Source organism: Pseudomonas sp. ASL7, assembly GCF_056680375.1.
The window spans coordinates 1,484,758-1,500,889 of record NZ_CM155279.1 but is presented as its reverse complement, the minus strand read 5'-3'; the positions used below and the strand labels follow the sequence as shown (position 1 = coordinate 1,500,889).

The 16,132-nt window shown below is 57.1% G+C and carries 12 protein-coding genes; 4 read left to right on the top strand and 8 right to left on the bottom strand.

What is annotated here, in order from left to right; translation table 11 throughout:
* Positions 1–346: 346 nt before the first annotated feature.
* The 7 genes from AC1MDT_RS06810 to AC1MDT_RS06780 all read right to left on the bottom strand — a co-directional run bounded on the left by AC1MDT_RS06810 (position 347) and on the right by AC1MDT_RS06780 (position 7,530).
* Positions 347–1,831, bottom strand: a complete 1,485-nt coding sequence (locus tag AC1MDT_RS06810) for an amidohydrolase family protein (protein WP_480421300.1) — start codon at positions 1,829–1,831, stop codon at positions 347–349.
* A gap of 61 nt (positions 1,832–1,892) precedes the next feature.
* Complete coding sequence (locus AC1MDT_RS06805; protein ID WP_480421299.1) at positions 1,893–3,092, bottom strand: amidohydrolase family protein; 1,200 nt, start codon at positions 3,090–3,092, stop codon at positions 1,893–1,895.
* Between the two features lie 79 nt (positions 3,093–3,171).
* Entirely contained in the window at positions 3,172–3,939 is a 768-nt protein-coding gene (locus tag AC1MDT_RS06800; protein ID WP_480421298.1) for an ABC transporter ATP-binding protein, read from the bottom strand.
* Between the two features lie 25 nt (positions 3,940–3,964).
* The gene (locus tag AC1MDT_RS06795; protein ID WP_480421297.1) at positions 3,965–4,678 is read right to left on the bottom strand and encodes an ABC transporter permease; all 714 of its coding nucleotides are present in this window, start codon (positions 4,676–4,678) and stop codon (positions 3,965–3,967) included.
* A complete protein-coding gene (locus AC1MDT_RS06790) occupies positions 4,675–5,364 on the bottom strand; it encodes an ABC transporter permease (protein ID WP_480421296.1) in 690 nt (229 codons plus the stop codon). Before AC1MDT_RS06790 ends, AC1MDT_RS06795 begins: the two co-directional genes overlap by 4 nt.
* Positions 5,365–5,475: 111 nt before the next feature.
* Positions 5,476–6,246, bottom strand: coding sequence for an ABC transporter substrate-binding protein (locus AC1MDT_RS06785; RefSeq protein WP_480421295.1), 771 nt, complete (start codon positions 6,244–6,246; stop codon positions 5,476–5,478).
* A gap of 60 nt (positions 6,247–6,306) precedes the next feature.
* Positions 6,307–7,530: a cyanate transporter gene (locus AC1MDT_RS06780; RefSeq protein WP_480421294.1), complete on the bottom strand. Its 1,224-nt coding sequence runs from the start codon at positions 7,528–7,530 to the stop codon at positions 6,307–6,309.
* A gap of 192 nt (positions 7,531–7,722) precedes the next feature.
* On the opposite strand from AC1MDT_RS06780, the gene AC1MDT_RS06775 reads away from it, so the two are divergent.
* Positions 7,723–8,595 (top strand): LysR family transcriptional regulator, encoded by an 873-nt coding sequence (locus tag AC1MDT_RS06775; RefSeq protein ID WP_480421293.1) that lies wholly within the window; start codon positions 7,723–7,725, stop codon positions 8,593–8,595.
* 330 nt (positions 8,596–8,925) lie between these two features.
* Here AC1MDT_RS06775 and AC1MDT_RS06770 read toward each other — a convergent pair whose 3' ends face one another.
* The gene (locus AC1MDT_RS06770; RefSeq protein WP_480421292.1) at positions 8,926–9,852 is read right to left on the bottom strand and encodes a LysR family transcriptional regulator; all 927 of its coding nucleotides are present in this window, start codon (positions 9,850–9,852) and stop codon (positions 8,926–8,928) included.
* Between the two features lie 493 nt (positions 9,853–10,345).
* On the opposite strand from AC1MDT_RS06770, the gene speB reads away from it, so the two are divergent.
* The 3 genes from speB to AC1MDT_RS06755 all read left to right on the top strand — a co-directional run bounded on the left by speB (position 10,346) and on the right by AC1MDT_RS06755 (position 16,132).
* Positions 10,346–11,308 carry an agmatinase gene (gene speB / locus AC1MDT_RS06765; protein WP_480422721.1) on the top strand — a complete coding sequence of 321 codons (963 nt, stop codon included), beginning with the start codon at positions 10,346–10,348 and terminating at the stop codon, positions 11,306–11,308.
* Between the two features lie 334 nt (positions 11,309–11,642).
* Positions 11,643–12,926, top strand: coding sequence for an efflux RND transporter periplasmic adaptor subunit (locus tag AC1MDT_RS06760; RefSeq protein WP_480421291.1), 1,284 nt, complete (start codon positions 11,643–11,645; stop codon positions 12,924–12,926).
* Positions 12,923–16,132 (top strand): efflux RND transporter permease subunit, encoded by a 3,210-nt coding sequence (locus tag AC1MDT_RS06755; protein WP_480421290.1) that lies wholly within the window; start codon positions 12,923–12,925, stop codon positions 16,130–16,132. The genes AC1MDT_RS06760 and AC1MDT_RS06755 overlap by 4 nt, the downstream gene beginning before the upstream one ends.

Genomic DNA, 16,132 nt, shown 5'->3' with positions numbered 1-16,132 from the left:
TAGTTTAGTTATATGTCAGGAGTTTCCTGAATCCTTCGATGTCCACCCTTCACGTCCAGCAGCCGGCATAACTTCGTGCTGTAGATGCGAGCATGCTGCCTGTCAGAGGCAATATTCGCGGACGTGAGATAACCTTGCTGTAACCACCCTTCTCCATCGCTACCCATTCCAAATCCAGAATCAACGCGCTTGAAACAAACCCAATTCCAGCATTAGAAATCTGGCTGCCCCTATCAACAATCCAACTCAACGATCCGAGCTTCGATCATCACTGAGCCCGAGGAAAATCAACGGCCCTGAGATAACGGATTCAAGAAAAATTGAGCCGGCATTTCAGTCGCATTACTCAACCTGCCGCGTGATACCGTGCCGCCCGCCAGAGGTTTTTCGATTCTTCTGTCAGATGGCGCAAGCCACTACGGTCCAACATGCGTTCCGACTCCTCTTGCACCGCAGCCAGCACAGCAGCCTCGTCGACGGCGCGTACGACGTAGTCTTCCATCAGGATCTTGCCATCGACGATGGTGGTACATACGTCCCCGCCGTTGGCGAAACAAGTGACACGGTGGACCGGCATGTTCATCGGCATCAGGTGCGGTTTGAACAGGTCGATCAGAATGATGTCGGCTTTCTTGCCAACTTCCAGCGAGCCGATCTCATGTTCCATCGACAATGCCTTGGCGGCGTCGATAGTGACCATTTCCAGCACTTTGCCCTGCGGCAGGATGTCCGGGTCGCGGAAATGGCGGCGGTGGTAGTGCATGCACTGGAACATGTGGCGGAACATGTCGTAACCGCGGTCAGGGGCGGCGCCGTCGGAGCCGAGGGCGACGGTGACATGGGCCTCGATCAGTTCCGGTACCGGGCAGCGACCCAGGATCGACATGATGGCGCTCGGGTTGTGCACGATCTTGGTCTGTGTCTCGCGGCACAGGGCGATGTCTTCCGAGGTCAGGTCAATGCAGTGCGACATGAAGGATGTCGGGCCGAGCAGGCCCAGTTCGCGGTGGGCCAGCGCCAGCGTACCGGCACGGTGGCCATCCTGGGTGAATGTAAGGCCATAACGGTGGGCCAGCGCCAGGTAATCCTGTGCTTGCTGGCGGAACAGAGGTGCCAGTTCCCGATGGCTGGGCTCGTATTGTGGCGCGTACACCGGCAACGTGATGGCGATGCGCACCCGGCCGTCACCCATACCGTCGCAGCTCCTGGCGATTTCTTCGCAGACCTCGAACATGGTCTCGAAATTGACGTCGCGCCGAGTGGGCGGTTCGGTCGACCAGTCCAGGTAGGTGCGCGGCGCTGGCGGCCCCGACGGCCCGACGGCCACCACCGAACGAGTACCGATTTCGGCGATAGCCTGGGCGTGGCGTTGCGCGTAAACCGGGTCGTCGACCCGCATGATCGAATCGCCTCCGCCCAATAGCGACACGCCGGTGGTGGTGCCGCATTTCAGCCGCTCCAGTGCCGACAACCTGGCATCGACTTCCCAGAACTCGACGCCGGAGGCCGAGGTGTAGATGGTCTGGCAAGCCTCCATCCAAGCATCGCCCTCCCCGCCGCCGATGGTTTTCAGCATCGCGTGGCCGGCATGGGCGTGGCTGTCGATCAAGCCTGGGAGCACCGCCTTGTTGCGTGCATCGATGATTTTTTCAGCAGTGAAGCGAGCCCGCAGTTCATCCGTGCGCCCCACCGCTACGATGCGGTTGCCGAGCAGGGCCACTGCGCCGTCTGTAATTACACGCCGTTGCTCGTCCACGGTGATGACCACACCGTGCTCGATCAGCAGGTCTACTTTGTTGAGGGGGGCGTTGACGTCGTAGTGGTGTGTCATACAGGGCATCCGGTTCAGACTGGGGGCAATTGGAAAAACATCCGTGGGCGCGTGTTTTGAGTCACAAGCGGCTCTGGAGCAAACTGCCATTTTTCGCCACGACGTTTCCGCGGCTGATCACCGTCCGCGCTAGCGGACGAGCCACAACGGCTTCACTCAGTGTCTCTGCAGGCAGCAACAACAAGTTGGCTGTTTGCCCCGTCGCCAACCCGTAATCACTTCGCCCAAGTGCCCGAGCCCCATTGCTGGCAGCGGCTTCGAACGCTGCGCAGATTTCAGGGTCCGTTCTCATGCCGCAGCGCAATGCGAGCAGCATCGCGCGTTCAAGCATGTCGCCATTTCCCATTGGGGTCCAAGCGTCCCGAATGCCATCTGAACCGAGGCAGACGTTTACCCCCGCCGAGAGCAGCTCAGCAAAAGGCGGTATGGCAATATCAGAGGGTGCCGTGGTCATGAGTGAAATTTGATTGGCAGCCAACCGTTCAGCCAACGGCACCACTTGAGCCCAGTTTTTCATGCCCAGGCAAAAGGCATGGCTGATCATGACTCGCCCCTGACGCTGATAGCGCTCGGTGAAATCAATGATACGAGCAATCTGCCAAAGCCCCAGCTCACCACCGTCATGCAGATGGATATCGATACCGCGATCAAACTTATCCGCGAGTTCGAACAGGATTGTGAGGTGCGCGATGGGATCATTGTCTATGCCGCAGGGGTCCAACCCCCCTACTACCTCAACCCCCAGCTCCAGGGCTTCTCGCATCAATGCCTCAACCCCAGGGCGGTTAACCAGGCCAACCTGAGGGAAGGTGACGAACTCGATATCAACCAGGTCGGCGTAGCGTTCGCGCAGCTCCAACATGGCTTCCACATGCTGGATACCCAACTCAGGATCGGCGTCTACATGACAGCGCAACATCAGCGAGCCGCGAGCGATGCATTGCTCCAGCAGAGCACCCGCTCGCTCTGCAATGGGTGATGTGAGCTCGCGCAGGATTTGACGCTCATTCGCTATGCGCGCTTTAAGATTTGGGCCAGCGCTGTGCGGCCGCCACGGTTGCCCCCACAGGGTCTTGTCCAGATGGATGTGGCTTTCTACCAGCGACGGAACGAGTAATTGACCTTGCCCGTCGAGGTCAGCGTCAACGACGGGATTGCCACTGGCTGGCTGACGATCGCCGATACGACCCTCAATAATCTGTATGTCTTCAATGTCGCCGCCGTAGGGGCGGACATTACGCAACCAGAACGATTTGATCATTTGAACCTCATCACTGTTTGAGCGAGCCCCTGCCGCCAGATAGCCAACGGGGGCACTGTTTACGGAGTCACCCAAAGGGCTACTTCAAGTTGCCGGCAAGGAACTGCTTGAGGCGCTCACTTTTGGTGTGCTTGAACAGTTGCTCCGGGTTGCCTTCTTCCTCGATTTTGCCCTGGTGCAGGAAGATCACGTGGTTGGACACCTCGCGGGCAAAGGCCATCTCGTGTGTCACCACCACCATGGTCCGCCCCTCTTCGGCCAGGGACTGCATCACCTTCAGCACCTCGCCCACCAGCTCGGGGTCGAGCGCCGAGGTCGGCTCGTCGAACAGCATCACTTCCGGCTCCATTGCCAAGGCCCGGGCGATCGCCACCCGCTGCTGCTGGCCGCCGGACAGGTGCGACGGGTACTTTTCCTCCATGCTGGCCGGCAGGCCGACTTTGGCCAGGTACTTGCGCGCGCGGGCCACCGCCTCATCGCGGCTGAGGCCAAGCGCATGCATCGGCGCCTCGATAACGTTTTCCAGCACTGACATGTGCGCCCACAGGTTGAAGTGCTGAAACACCATGGACAGCTTGGTGCGCATGCTTTGCAGCTGCTTCTGGTTGGCCACGCGCAGCCCACCGCTCTTATCCTTCTCGGTTCGGATTTCCTCGGCGTTCACCGTAATTCGCCCGGCGCACGGCTGCTCGAGGAAGTTGATGCAACGCAAGAAGGTACTCTTGCCCGAACCGGAGGAGCCGATGATGCTGATCACATCGCCTGCCTTGGCCTTGATCGAAACGCCCTTGAGCACCTCGTGTTTGCCATAGTTCTTGTACAGATCGTCTACGGTCAGTTTGTACATGGGTTTGTCCCTGCGTATGCGGCCTTCAGGCGGCCTGGGGTTTCAGGAAGGCCAGCCAGCGGGTTTCACCGCGACGAAATAGCCAGACAAGCGACAGCGCAATCACCGCGTACAACAGTGCGGCGATGAAGAAGGCCTCGAACGAGGCGTAGGTCGCCGAGTTGACGTCGCGGGCGACCTTCAGGATGTCGGGAACCGTGGCGGTAAACGCCACCGAGGTTGAATGCAGCATCATGATCACCTCGTTGCTGTAGTACGGCAGTGCGCGACGCAGCGCCGAGGGCAGGATGATGCGGCGGTACAGGTTGAACTTCGACATGCCGAAGGCCCGGGCCGCCTCTACCTCGCCGAACGGTACCGACTTGATCGCGCCAGCGAAGACTTCCGTGGTGTAGGCGCAGGTATTGAGCGCGAACGCCAGCACCGTGCAGTTGAAGCCCTCGCGAAAGAACATGTCGAGGAACTCGTGCTCGCGCACCACGCTCAGGCTGTAAACACCGGTGTAGATGATCAACAGTTGTATATAGAGCGGTGTGCCACGAAATATATAGGTGTAAAACCAGACTGGAAGTCGGATAAACCGGTTTTTTGACACGCGAGCCACGGCCAACGGCACCGACAGTACGAATCCGATCGCGACGGACAGCACCAGCAGCCACAAGGTGATTGCCAGACCGGAAAAGCTGGCACCATCCGACCACAAATACGCTTGCCAATATTCCTGGATAATAGCGATCACAGTTCAGCCTCCCGAACTCCGACAGAGTAATGATGCTTAAGCCAGATCAAGACGCCGTTCGAAACAGTGGTAATGAAGAGATAAATCAGCGCACCGATCACGGTAAAATAAAATAGCTGCATGGAACTCTTTCCGGCATCCTGAGTGGCCCTGACGATATCGGACAGACCGATGATGGACACCAGCGCGGTTGCCTTGATCATGACCTGCCAGTTGTTGGCAATACCAGGTAAGGCGAAACGCATCATTTGCGGGAATAGAACACGATAGAACGCCTGCCATGGGCTGAGGCCATAGGCCATGGCCGCCTCTGTCTGGCCGCGTGGGACCGCCTGGAATGCACCGCGGAAGGTCTCGGTAAAGTAAGCACCGTAGATAAACGCGAGCGTCGCTACACCCGCGAGGAAGGGATCAATATCAATTTGATCCATTCCAAGCCCTTCGGTGACCTGGTTGAGGAGTATCTGAATGCTGTAGAAAAGCAACAGCATGGTCACCAGATCGGGAACACTGCGGATCATCGTGGTATAGAGGGTGGCGATATTGCGCAGCCACCGATTACCAGACAACTTGGCACTGGCGCCTGCCAATCCAATAAGTACCGAGGCCAGCAGCGATAATGTGGCCAGTTTTAGTGTCATCCAGGTGCCACTCGCGATCAGCGGCCCATAGTCTGCCAAGGACATTGCACTCTCCTTGAATACGATAGTTCAGCCGATGCTGCCTATCTTGTTCAATAGTATTTTTGTTGTTTTTGAATGCCGCAAAAACCTGGAGTCGTATACGACGTAAATCAATTAGTTGTAGACATCAAAGGAGAAATATTTATCGGAGATCGTCTGGTAAGTTCCATCCTTTATAATCTCGGCAAGCGCCCCATTGATCTGTTCGCGAAGTTCGTTGTCTTCCTTGCGCAAACCAATCCCTGCACCTACACCGAGGGTTTTTGGGTCGCGCAACTCTGGGCCGGCAAAAGCAAAATCACGTCCGTTCTCGGTTTTCAAAAAACCCAGGTCGGCCTGGACTGAGGATTGCAGTGCTGCATCCAGGCGGCCGGCCATCAAGTCCTGGTAAACCAGGTCCTGGTTCTGGTACGTCGTGATGGTGACGCCTTTCTGTGCCCAGTAAGTCCTGGCATAGGTTTCCTGGGTGGAGCCCTGCTCGATCCCTACACGCTTGCCTTGAAGAGATTCGATCGTCGGCTGAAGATCAGAGCCTTTCTTCGCAATGAGACGGGGCAAGACATTGCTGATCTTGTCGGAGAAGGCTATCTGCGCCTGACGCTTCTCAGTCACACTCATGGAGGAAAGAATGCCGTCGAACTTCTTGGCTTTCAGCGCCGGGATGATGCCGTCGAAGGAGTTCTCGACCCATACACATTTGACCTTCAGCTTTTCGCAGATCGCGTTGCCAAGATCGATATCGAAGCCCACAAGCTTGCCATCGGGCGCCTTCGATTCGAATGGGGCGTAAGTGGGGTCGACGCCGAAGCGAATGACTTGCAAGTCTTTCGCGTATACGCCGCTGGCGGCCAAGGCCAGAACAACTGAAACTGCGAACTTCTTCATATTATTCTCCGTAAGCACAAGGGTACTGGGGGGGGTTAAAAGTGGCCGACCCGACCTGGGTCACACGTGTTGCATGCTGTGTCGGTAGCTCGCCGGGGAGAACTTGATCGTCAGCACCGCCATCGCTGCGAGCACCCCAATGTGCAACCACCAGCCGGTGATGAAGCTCCCGCCGGAGTCGCGCAGCCAGCCGATCAGCCAGGGAGCACTCGATGCGAGCAAGAAACCGACACCCTGAACGAAGGCCGCCAAGGTCCCGGCCGCTTGCGCACCGGACAAGTGGTCGAGGCTGACAATCAGGCTGAGCGAGAAGAACCCGCCGAGACCAAACCCGACCAGTGCGACCCACAACCAAGGCGCTGCGTTAGGGGCAAGCGCGAAGCCGGCAAAGCCCGCGACCTGCAACGCTATCGTCAGCCATAAGGCACCGCGCCGGTCAGCGCTGCGGCGGGCAAGCATCGGCATCGCGAACGCCGCCGTCGCCTGGAACATCGCCAACCACGCGAGCAAGTTGCCCGAAGCCTGCAAGCCCATGTTCTGCTGGTGGTAGAAGGAAGGCAGCCATGCCACCAGACTTGAGTAGCCGCTGTTGGTGAGTCCAAAGTAGGCGGCCAACTGCCACGCACGCCGATTCTTGAAGAACCTGCCGGTCAAGACCGGTGCCGGTCCGCAAGCCGCTATCGGCAGTGTGCGTGGGGCGTACACCAGCCAAAGCAAGAGCACAGCCAGCGCTGGCAACGCCCACATGGAAAGCCCCAGCCTCCAGCCTCCATACGCATTCAGCCACGTGCTTGCCAGCGAGCCAAGCGCCCCGCCGCCGACCAGTGCCGCGGAATAGAGCCCCATCACCATCGCTATCCGTTCAGGAAACCACCGTTTGGCAACACCCGGAATCAAGGCCTGGATCACCGCCACGCCGGTGCCGGCGATGCCGGCGCCGACGATCAACTGAGCGCCGTCCTTGACCACGGCGCGTGAGGCGCACCCGAGCATCAAGAGCAACAATGCGCCAGCCAGCGCCCGCCGCTCGCCGAAGCGACGGGCGACACCGATGCCAATGAAGGCAATCAGGCCCATCAGCACGAAGGGCAAGGTGGTCAGCATCGCAGCGGCGCGAAAATCGAGGCCAATGTCGGCGCGCACCAGATCGAGCACCGGCCCAACCGAAGTCAAAAATGGCCGCAAATTCAAGCCGAGTAGCACCAGGAGCACCAATGCGGCCAGTGACACCTCATCCTTGCTCGATACGCCCGAAGCGATGAAAACCGATCCGCGGTCAGTCATGGCGCGCACTTCTTTCCCGCCGGTGCGGGGGCGGGCTCGGCAGCATCTGCTGCATCAGCGTCTCGTCACTTGTCATCACATTTACCTTGGGGATTCTGGTCAACAGGCCGCATCAGCGGCTGTTCTGAAGATTAAGAGCAGGTGCTATTATTCGGAAATTAAATGTTCGAATGACAATTAGTGGGGAACGTAATGACGTCGACGCTGATCGATCCGTTGCTGCTCAAGAGTTTCGTCGCGGTGGTCGAGAGCGGCAGCTTCACCCGCGCTGGCGAGCGCGTGCACCTGAGCCAGTCAACCATCAGCCAACAGTTGAAGCGACTTGAAGAGCAACTCGGCTGCGAGCTGGTCAACCGCAGCGGGCGCTACGTTGTCACCACCGAGGACGGCGAGCGCTTGCTCGGTTATGCGCGCCGGATCCTGGGGCTGATGGAAGAGGTGGTGGAAGAGTTTCGCAAGGGCCATGCACAGGGCGAGGTGCACATCGGCGTGCCGGAAGACTTCGCGTCAGACTTGCTGACGCCGACGCTTGGCGCCTTCGCACGCGCGCACCCGTCGATAAGGCTTGAGATCAGCAGCGGGCTCAGCAACACGCTATGGCAACAGTTTTGTGCAGGCGACTACGACTTGGTGCTGGTCAAACAGCGCCCGGGACAGGTGGTGGGGCACGCCGCCTGGCCCGAACCGCTTGCCTGGTTCGACAGCCTCAGCGAGCCGACGTACGAGCGCGACCCGCTGCCACTGGTGGTGTTTCCGGTTGGCGGTTTGTATCGCGATGAAATGATCCACGCGCTCGAGAGCGCCGGCCGACGCTGGAGCATCGGCTACAGCAGCGCGAGCCTCGCGAGCGTCCGCTCGGCAGTCGCCGATGGTCTCGGCGTCAGCGTGCTCCCCTCGCGACTTGCACTGCCCGGCCACCGACGGTTGGGCGTGGACGAATCCTTCCCGGAACTGGCGGCACTGGAAATCGCGCTGCACCTGCGCCCCGATGCACCACGCCGCGTGATCGATCTGGCCGAACAGCTGACAAGGCTATGCGCCCAGGTGACCGGCCACGTTGGCTGACGTGTCCAAAAAACACATTGGGGTGCGGCGTCCATAACGCAGGGCGATGCAGCCGCCACCCTGACTGCCCCCCCACTTCAGGTAGTGTTTTTCAAACCTGCTGACTGACCATAATCGGGAACAGACAAGCCGTTGCTTGCACCCAATGCCCTCGGTAGATCCCGCTGATTGGCGGGGGTATACGCCTTTCGCAGGAGCAGACATTCTTTTGATGATGTGGGCGGTCACCCTCCTCTATCAAAAATTGTCTGCTGCTACTTTTTATTCTTTGCTTCGCCCGGTTGGGTGTTTACATCAAACGGTCTGGACAACTCAGTCCGGGCGTATAGATTATTGCCCGATAGAATCTTGTGCCTTGAATTTGTCGACCAGCCCAAAGGCAGTATCGATTTCTGCCCTGAAGGCCTGTATCAACGGTTCTCTCGATCTGCCATTTTTAACGATCAATGAAAACTCAGCTGTGTAGCCAAAATTTTCTGGAATTATCCGAAGCAACCGCCCCTCATCTTCCCATCGTTTAGCGAGGTGATCTGGTAAATAGCCAATATAGTTGCCTGATAAAATCAATATCAGCTCGGCTTCCATGCTATCAATTGTGGCTGAATAACGAGTGAAGCCATGCCGCATCCCCTCGGAGTTGGACCAGTAGCCACGCTTTATCAATGCGTACTCTGTGACTTGTTCAACCGAACACTCTTTCAGTGAATAGAGAGGATGACGATCGCTGCAGTAAAGCCAGTGCTGTTCGATATAGAGTGACATGTATTTAAGCCCGCTCATCTTCGTGGGCAACGAACCAATAGCAAGGTCGATCTTCCCCTCCAGAACCTCTTTCTGTAACTCAAAAGGGCTTGAAATCTTCAGGTTGACGTGAATCTTATCGCTTTTTTGGCTGAAGCTCCCAAGAAGATCGGGTATGTTGAATTTCTCATCGGTCAGCATGGAGTCTAGAATGCCGAACGTTATAGTGCCGCGTAACTCACCGTTTAGTTCCGCTACATAGTTTTCAAAGCTGTCTATCTGGCCAACCAGCTTCTTTGCCTCTTCATAAACCAGCAACCCTTTACTGGTCAAACCGAATCCAGCTCGCCCACGATTGCATAGCTGCATGCCCAACTGGGATTCAAGTTGATTCATATAGGTGCTAATGGCAGAAGTTGACATGTTTAAATCTTGTTGCGCGGCGGAAAACCCTTGGTTGTCAGCAACCGTAAGGAAAATTCTTAAGAGGCGGATATTGTATAGCGACTCTTTCATCAGCTTACCCATAAGTGCTTTTAATAATTTTAATTCACCCAGTGAATTTTTAATTGAGCGTAGATAAGCTGAGATTATAGATGACTGAAATGAGGAATGGTGAAAAAAGTCCCGCGCTTATCTTGGCGTTTTTTGCCTGAGTTCAGCTTTTGAAAACGTTAAAATACGGCTTGCGATGTATTGGTTTGCGCGACCAACGGTCGTGAAGGCGGTGCCGTGGGGCTCACCTCCGGGATAGTTCAAGGAATCTTGAACTATCAAATCGAAAAACATGGATTTTACACCTCGCCGCTTTAGGCTTAAATCTGTCTTCAACAGATCTTTATGTACCGATAGTTACTCGCTTAGTGGCGTAAATACGCCAGTTATACATCATGGTGTTTGGTTTAAATTAAAATCATGCCTCAACAAGCCACTGATGAACTATACGCTTAATATTCAGAATAAAAGCGCAGCTCCTAAAGCCAGAGGGAAGGTCATGCCTGAATCCAATATGAAAAAAGACGTTATTAGTGGTGAATTTTACGACCCGCAAAAGCGACCTCGCTTTAATGAAATCGCCTCCTTTATGCGTGCCCCCGTCGCGGAGTCGCTGGACGATGTCGATATCGGCTTGATCGGTGTTCCGTTTGATGGCGGGACTTCCTTTAGACCCGGCGCCCGTTTTGGACCACGTGGCGTACGACAGCAATCGTGCTTGATGCGTACCAAAAGCCATTTTTCTGATATTGCTCCGTTTGAGATCGCCAAAGTCAGAGACCTTGGCGATGTCTTTATTGATCGTATGTATAACATCGAAGACGCACACGCCTGCATCGAGCGTTACTACCAGGAAATATGTGCGCGAAATATCATGCCCCTGACGGTGGGGGGGGATCACTCCATCACCTATCCGATTTTTAAAGCATTGGCGAAAGACGGGCCAATCGGCATGGTGCACTTTGACGCGCACACCGACACGTGGGATAGCCTGTACGGTTCGAAATTTTTCCATGGGGCGCCCTTCAGACGGGCCGTTGAAGATGGACTGCTAGACCCTCATCGCACCATTCAAATCGGCATCCGTGGGTCCGAACACTCGGGAACCCCTAATTTCAGTCTTGAATGCGGTATGCGAGTGATCTTCATCGATGAATTTGATGAGCTGGGTGTCGAAGGCGTATTGAAGGAAATCAAGCGCGTTGTGGGGGACGGTAAAACCTATATCTCGTTTGATGTCGATGGATTAGATCCTGCTTATGCCCCTGGCACCGGTACACCAGAGGCGGGCGGCATTACGATGCGTGAAGCGCTTCGAATGATCCGGGGGATGCGTGGCCTGAACCTGATTGGCGGCGATGTGGTTGAAGTAGCGCCCGAACTCGATCCGTCGGGCATTACAGCGCTCAACGCTGCAACGCTCATGTTTGAAATGTTGTGTATTCTTTCGGAAGCACGAGCTAAACAGGCAAGATAAATATCCGTCTCTTTTAATCGCCTTTATACAAAGCAGCGAAACATTACCCCCATTGCAGTAGACATCTCACACCGGGCTTCCTGGCCATTTGAAGTACGGTGAAGGAAAAGTGTCCATCGTGGCTACTGCCGATCAGTTAAGCCGCAATGCGATCTGTAGCAGCTGGCGAAGCCTGCGTTCGGCGGCGAAGCCGTCGAACGCAGGCTTCGCCAGCTGCTACAAAAAGCTGCCGTGCTCTCATTCCCGCGTCAGCTTTTCAATCAACTCAGCATGCTCGGGAAATATGCAGTATTAGTAGCTACGCTTCGTTGATCGAGTTTCAGGGAGCACGGCCATGGGCGTGAACATTGCCGGATGGATCGAAGGAAACTGGCGGCTTTCGCTGTTCGTTGCCCTTGGCAATAAAAGCGTCAAGTATTCGATCCGTTTCGGCTTGCCAATGGCCTGTCTGATGGGGATTTCCATCCTGCTGGCCGGCTGCGGTAAAGAGCCGGACTCCCCGGCGCGTCGGCCTCCGGATGTGACGGTCATGACCGTCACCGCCCGCGATACCCCCGTCACCTTCGAATTTGTTGCCCAGACACAGAGTTCTCGCGAGGTGGAGATCCGCGCCCGGGTCGCCGGCTTCCTGGAAAAGCGGCTGTACACAGAAGGCGATTTGGTGAAGGTCGGGCAAACGCTGTTCCAAATGGACCGCAAACCTTTTGAAGCCTCGTTGCTGTCGGCCCAGGGGCAATTGGCTCAACAACAGGCACGCTGGGAACTGGCCAAGTCGACGTTGGCCCGCGTCCGCCCCTTGGCGGCGCAGAATGCAGTCAGCAAGATGGATCTGGACAACGCCGTCGGCGATGAACGTCAGACACGGGCCGCTGTACTTGCCGCCGAGGGCACGGTTCGCACCGAGCAGTTGAACCTCAGTTACACCACCATCGCCTCTCCCCTCACCGGCCTTTCAAGTTTTGCCAAAAGACAGGAAGGCAGCTACATCACGCCAGGCGAATCCGGGCTGCTGACCACCGTGTCACAGATGGACCCCATCTATGTCAACTTCAGTCTTTCGGAAAACGAGAACCTCAAATACCGCGACGAGATTGCCAAGGGACATCTCATATTCCCCCTGCGCAGTGAGTTTGTCGTAGAGGTGGTGCTGGCCGACGGCTCAGTGTTTCCTGAGCGTGGTCGCCTGAATTTTGCCGCGCCCTCTTATAGCCAGGATACCGGTACCTTTCAGGTCCGCGCCGTGCTGGCCAACCCGAATGGCTTGCTGCGTCCCGGACAATTCGTGCGGGCGCGGGCAATAGGCGCTACCAGGCCTAACGCCATTGTGGTGCCGCAGAAGGCGGTTCTGGAAGGTGCCAAAAGCCATTTCGTGTGGGTGGTCAATGCCGAGGGCAAGCCCGAGCAACGCGTTGTGGAAGTAGGTGACTGGCATGGCGATGACTGGTTCATTACCCAAGGGTTGCAAGCCGGCGAGCGCATCGTGGTCGATGGCGCGATCAGGGTTACACCCGGAGGCCCATTGAATATCATCGGCCCTCCTCCCCCGGCGCAGGCAGACAAGACGACTGCGAAAACGAAAGCCGGTACGGCGGCGCAAGACACTGGGAATACGCCATGAGCATTTCCCACTATTGCATTGATCGCCCCATCTTCGCCTCGGTGATCTCTATCATCATTACCTTGGCCGGTGCAGTGGCCATGCTCAAGCTGCCGGTCGCCCAGTACCCCGATATCACGCCGCCGCAAATTACCGTTGCAGCGACGTATCCGGGCGCCGATGCACAGGTCGTGGCCAATAACGTGGCAGCGCCCATCGAGCAACAGGTCAACGGCGCCGACAACATGATCTACATGAACTCGTCGAGCTCCGCGACGGGCAACATGACCCTCAACGTCTTCTTCGAGATTGGCACCGACCCTTCTCTTGCCCAGGTGGATGTGCAAAACCGGGTCAATCTGGCACTGCCGCAACTGCCCTCGGCAGTTCAGAGCCAGGGCATACAGGTGCAGAAAAAATCGTCGGCGTTCATGATGGTGCTCGCCGTGTATTCCGCCGGCGATCGCTATGACAGCACCTACGTTGCCAACTACGCCAGCCTCTATATTCTGGATGCGATCAAGCGCATTCCGGGTGCCAACCAGGCCAGCATCTTTGGTACCCCGGACTACGCCATGCGGATCTGGCTCAAGCCTGACCGAATGGCCCAGTTGGGAATCACCGCCGCCGACGTGCAGAAAGCCGTGGCCAATCAGAACCAGCAGTTCGCGGTAGGCCGCGTGGGCCAATCCCCCACGGGGCAACCGGTTGAACAGTCCTTTGCCGTGACCACCAAGGGACGACTGACCGAACCTGTAGAGTTCGAAAACATCATCTTGCGCGCCAGTAACAATGGCGCCGCCCTCGTACGACTCAAAGATATCGGCCGGGCCGAGCTCGGACAAAAAGACTACTCACTGCGCAGTACCTACCAGGGGCGTCCGGCAACACTGATTGCGGTGTATCAGCAACCCGGCGCAAACGCGCTCGACGTTTCAGCCGCGGTCACCTCGACCCTGGCGCAAATGAAACAGAGCTTCCCCGAGGGCATCGAATACAAGATCGTGATGGACACCACGGCGTTTACCCGCGCTTCGATTTCCGAGGTGATATACACCTTCTTTGAAGCCCTGGTGCTGGTGGTCATCGTTGTTTACATCTTCCTGCAGAGCCTGCGTGCGACGTTGATCCCGGTGTTGGCGGTGCCGGTATCGATCGTCGGCACCTTCATCGGCATGTCGGCCCTGGGATTTTCGGTGAACATGCTGACGCTGTTCGGCATGGTATTGGCCATCGGCATCGTGGTGGACGACGCCATCGTGGTGATCGAAAACGTCGAACGCAACATGCATGTCCATAAAATGACGCCCAAGGACGCGGCCAAACGGGCCATGGATGAAGTGGCAGGCCCGGTGGTGGCCATCGTGCTGGTGTTGTGTGCGGTGTTCATTCCTGTGGCATTCATGGGGGGGATCACCGGTCAACTCTACAAACAGTTTGCGATCACCATCGCCATTTCAGTGGTGATTTCCGGCCTGGTCGCTCTGACGCTGTCGCCGGCTCTGGCAGCGCTGCTGCTCAAGCCCCAGCACGGCGATAAAAACGCTTTTTTCCGCTGGTTCGAGCGCAGCTTCGAGCGCATGACCGAGGGCTACTCGCGCTCGGTGGCCTTCATGATCAAGCGCTTCGTGCTGGCGCTGTTGCTTTTTGTCGGCATGATCGTGCTGATCCTGTTGATGGCGCAGCGCATACCCAGCGCCTTCCTGCCACCGGAAGATCAGGGCTACCTGCTCGGCGCCGTGATCATGCCCGATGCCGCGAGCCTGGATCGCACCGGCGACGTGGGCAAAGTGGCCAGTGACTTCTTCATGAACGATGAGGCCGTCGAAGGCGTTGCCATCGTTAACGGCTACAGCCTGCTGGACGGCCAGAACAAGAACAACGCCGGTGCCTTCTTCGTCGGGTTCAAGGATTTCGAGGGACGCTACAAGAACTCGGAAACGATCAAGCAACAAAGCGCCCCGGCGGTGATTCAGAAAGCCGCCCGTGCTTTTTCCACGGTACAGGGCGGCATCATACTGCCGGTCAACCCACCGTCCATTCCCGGCCTGGGTACCACCGGCGGCATGGAGGTATGGGTCCAAAGCAAGGGCGACGCCAACGTCGACCAACTGGCGGAAATGGTCGGCAATCTTGTCGCGAAGGCCAGACAGCGGCCGGAACTCGGCGCCATTACCTCCACCTTCAACGTGTTTTCACGGCAATTGCTGGTCGACGTAGACCGGGAAAGAGCAGAGACCCTGGGTGTGCCGGTGGAGGATGTCTACAGCACCATGCAGACCATGTTCGGCTCGCTGTATGTCTCGCAATTCAACAAATTCAGCCGTCTGTGGCAGGTCATCCTGCAGGCTGAACCCGCCTATCGCCTCAAGGCCGAGGATCTGCAACAGATCTACGTACGCAGCAAAAACCTTGAGATGGTGCCGCTCAAAGCCCTGCTGACCACTCGCTATGTGACCGGGCCCGACCTGCTGACCCGGTTCAACAACTTCCCGGCAGTCAAACTCACCGCCAATCCGGCCCCCGGCTACAGTTCCGGCCAGGCACTCAAGGCGTTGGAAGAAGTCAGCGCTGAAGTCATGACCAACGACTACGCACTGGCGTTGAGTGGCGAGGCGTTCGAGGAGAAAAAGAGCGGCGGTGCCTCCTCTCAAGTGTTCATTTTTGGTCTGGTGATGGTGTTCCTGATCCTGGCGGCCCAGTACGAAAAATGGTCCCTGCCCGTCGGCGTACTGCTGGCGGTGCCCTTTGCATTGTTCGGCGCGCTGGTTGCCGTACTGATGCGGGGGTTGAGCAATGACGTCTACTTCCAGATCGGCTTGACGATGCTGGTTGCCCTGGCTGCCAAGAACGCGATCCTGATTTTCGAGTTTGCGGTACTGAACCGGGAAAACGGCATGTCCGCCTACGATGCCGCGATGACGGCAGCGAGGGAGCGTTTGCGGCCTATCGTGATGACGTCCCTGGCGTTCATTCTGGGGTGCGTCCCGCTGGCCATTGCCGTTGGCGCCTCTGAAAACAGTCGCCACTCCATCGGTACAGGGGTGATTGGCGGGATGCTCGCAGCGACGGTGATTGCAGTCTTTTTCATCCCCTTGTTCTACTACCTGGCGGAGCGGATGTTCGGGGAAAAGGACGGCGCCAAAAAGGCCGCTCAGCCGGAAGTACCCGTACTGCCTGCGCCGATTCCCGACGGTGCAGCGCAAAACAGACATGAGGGGGATTGA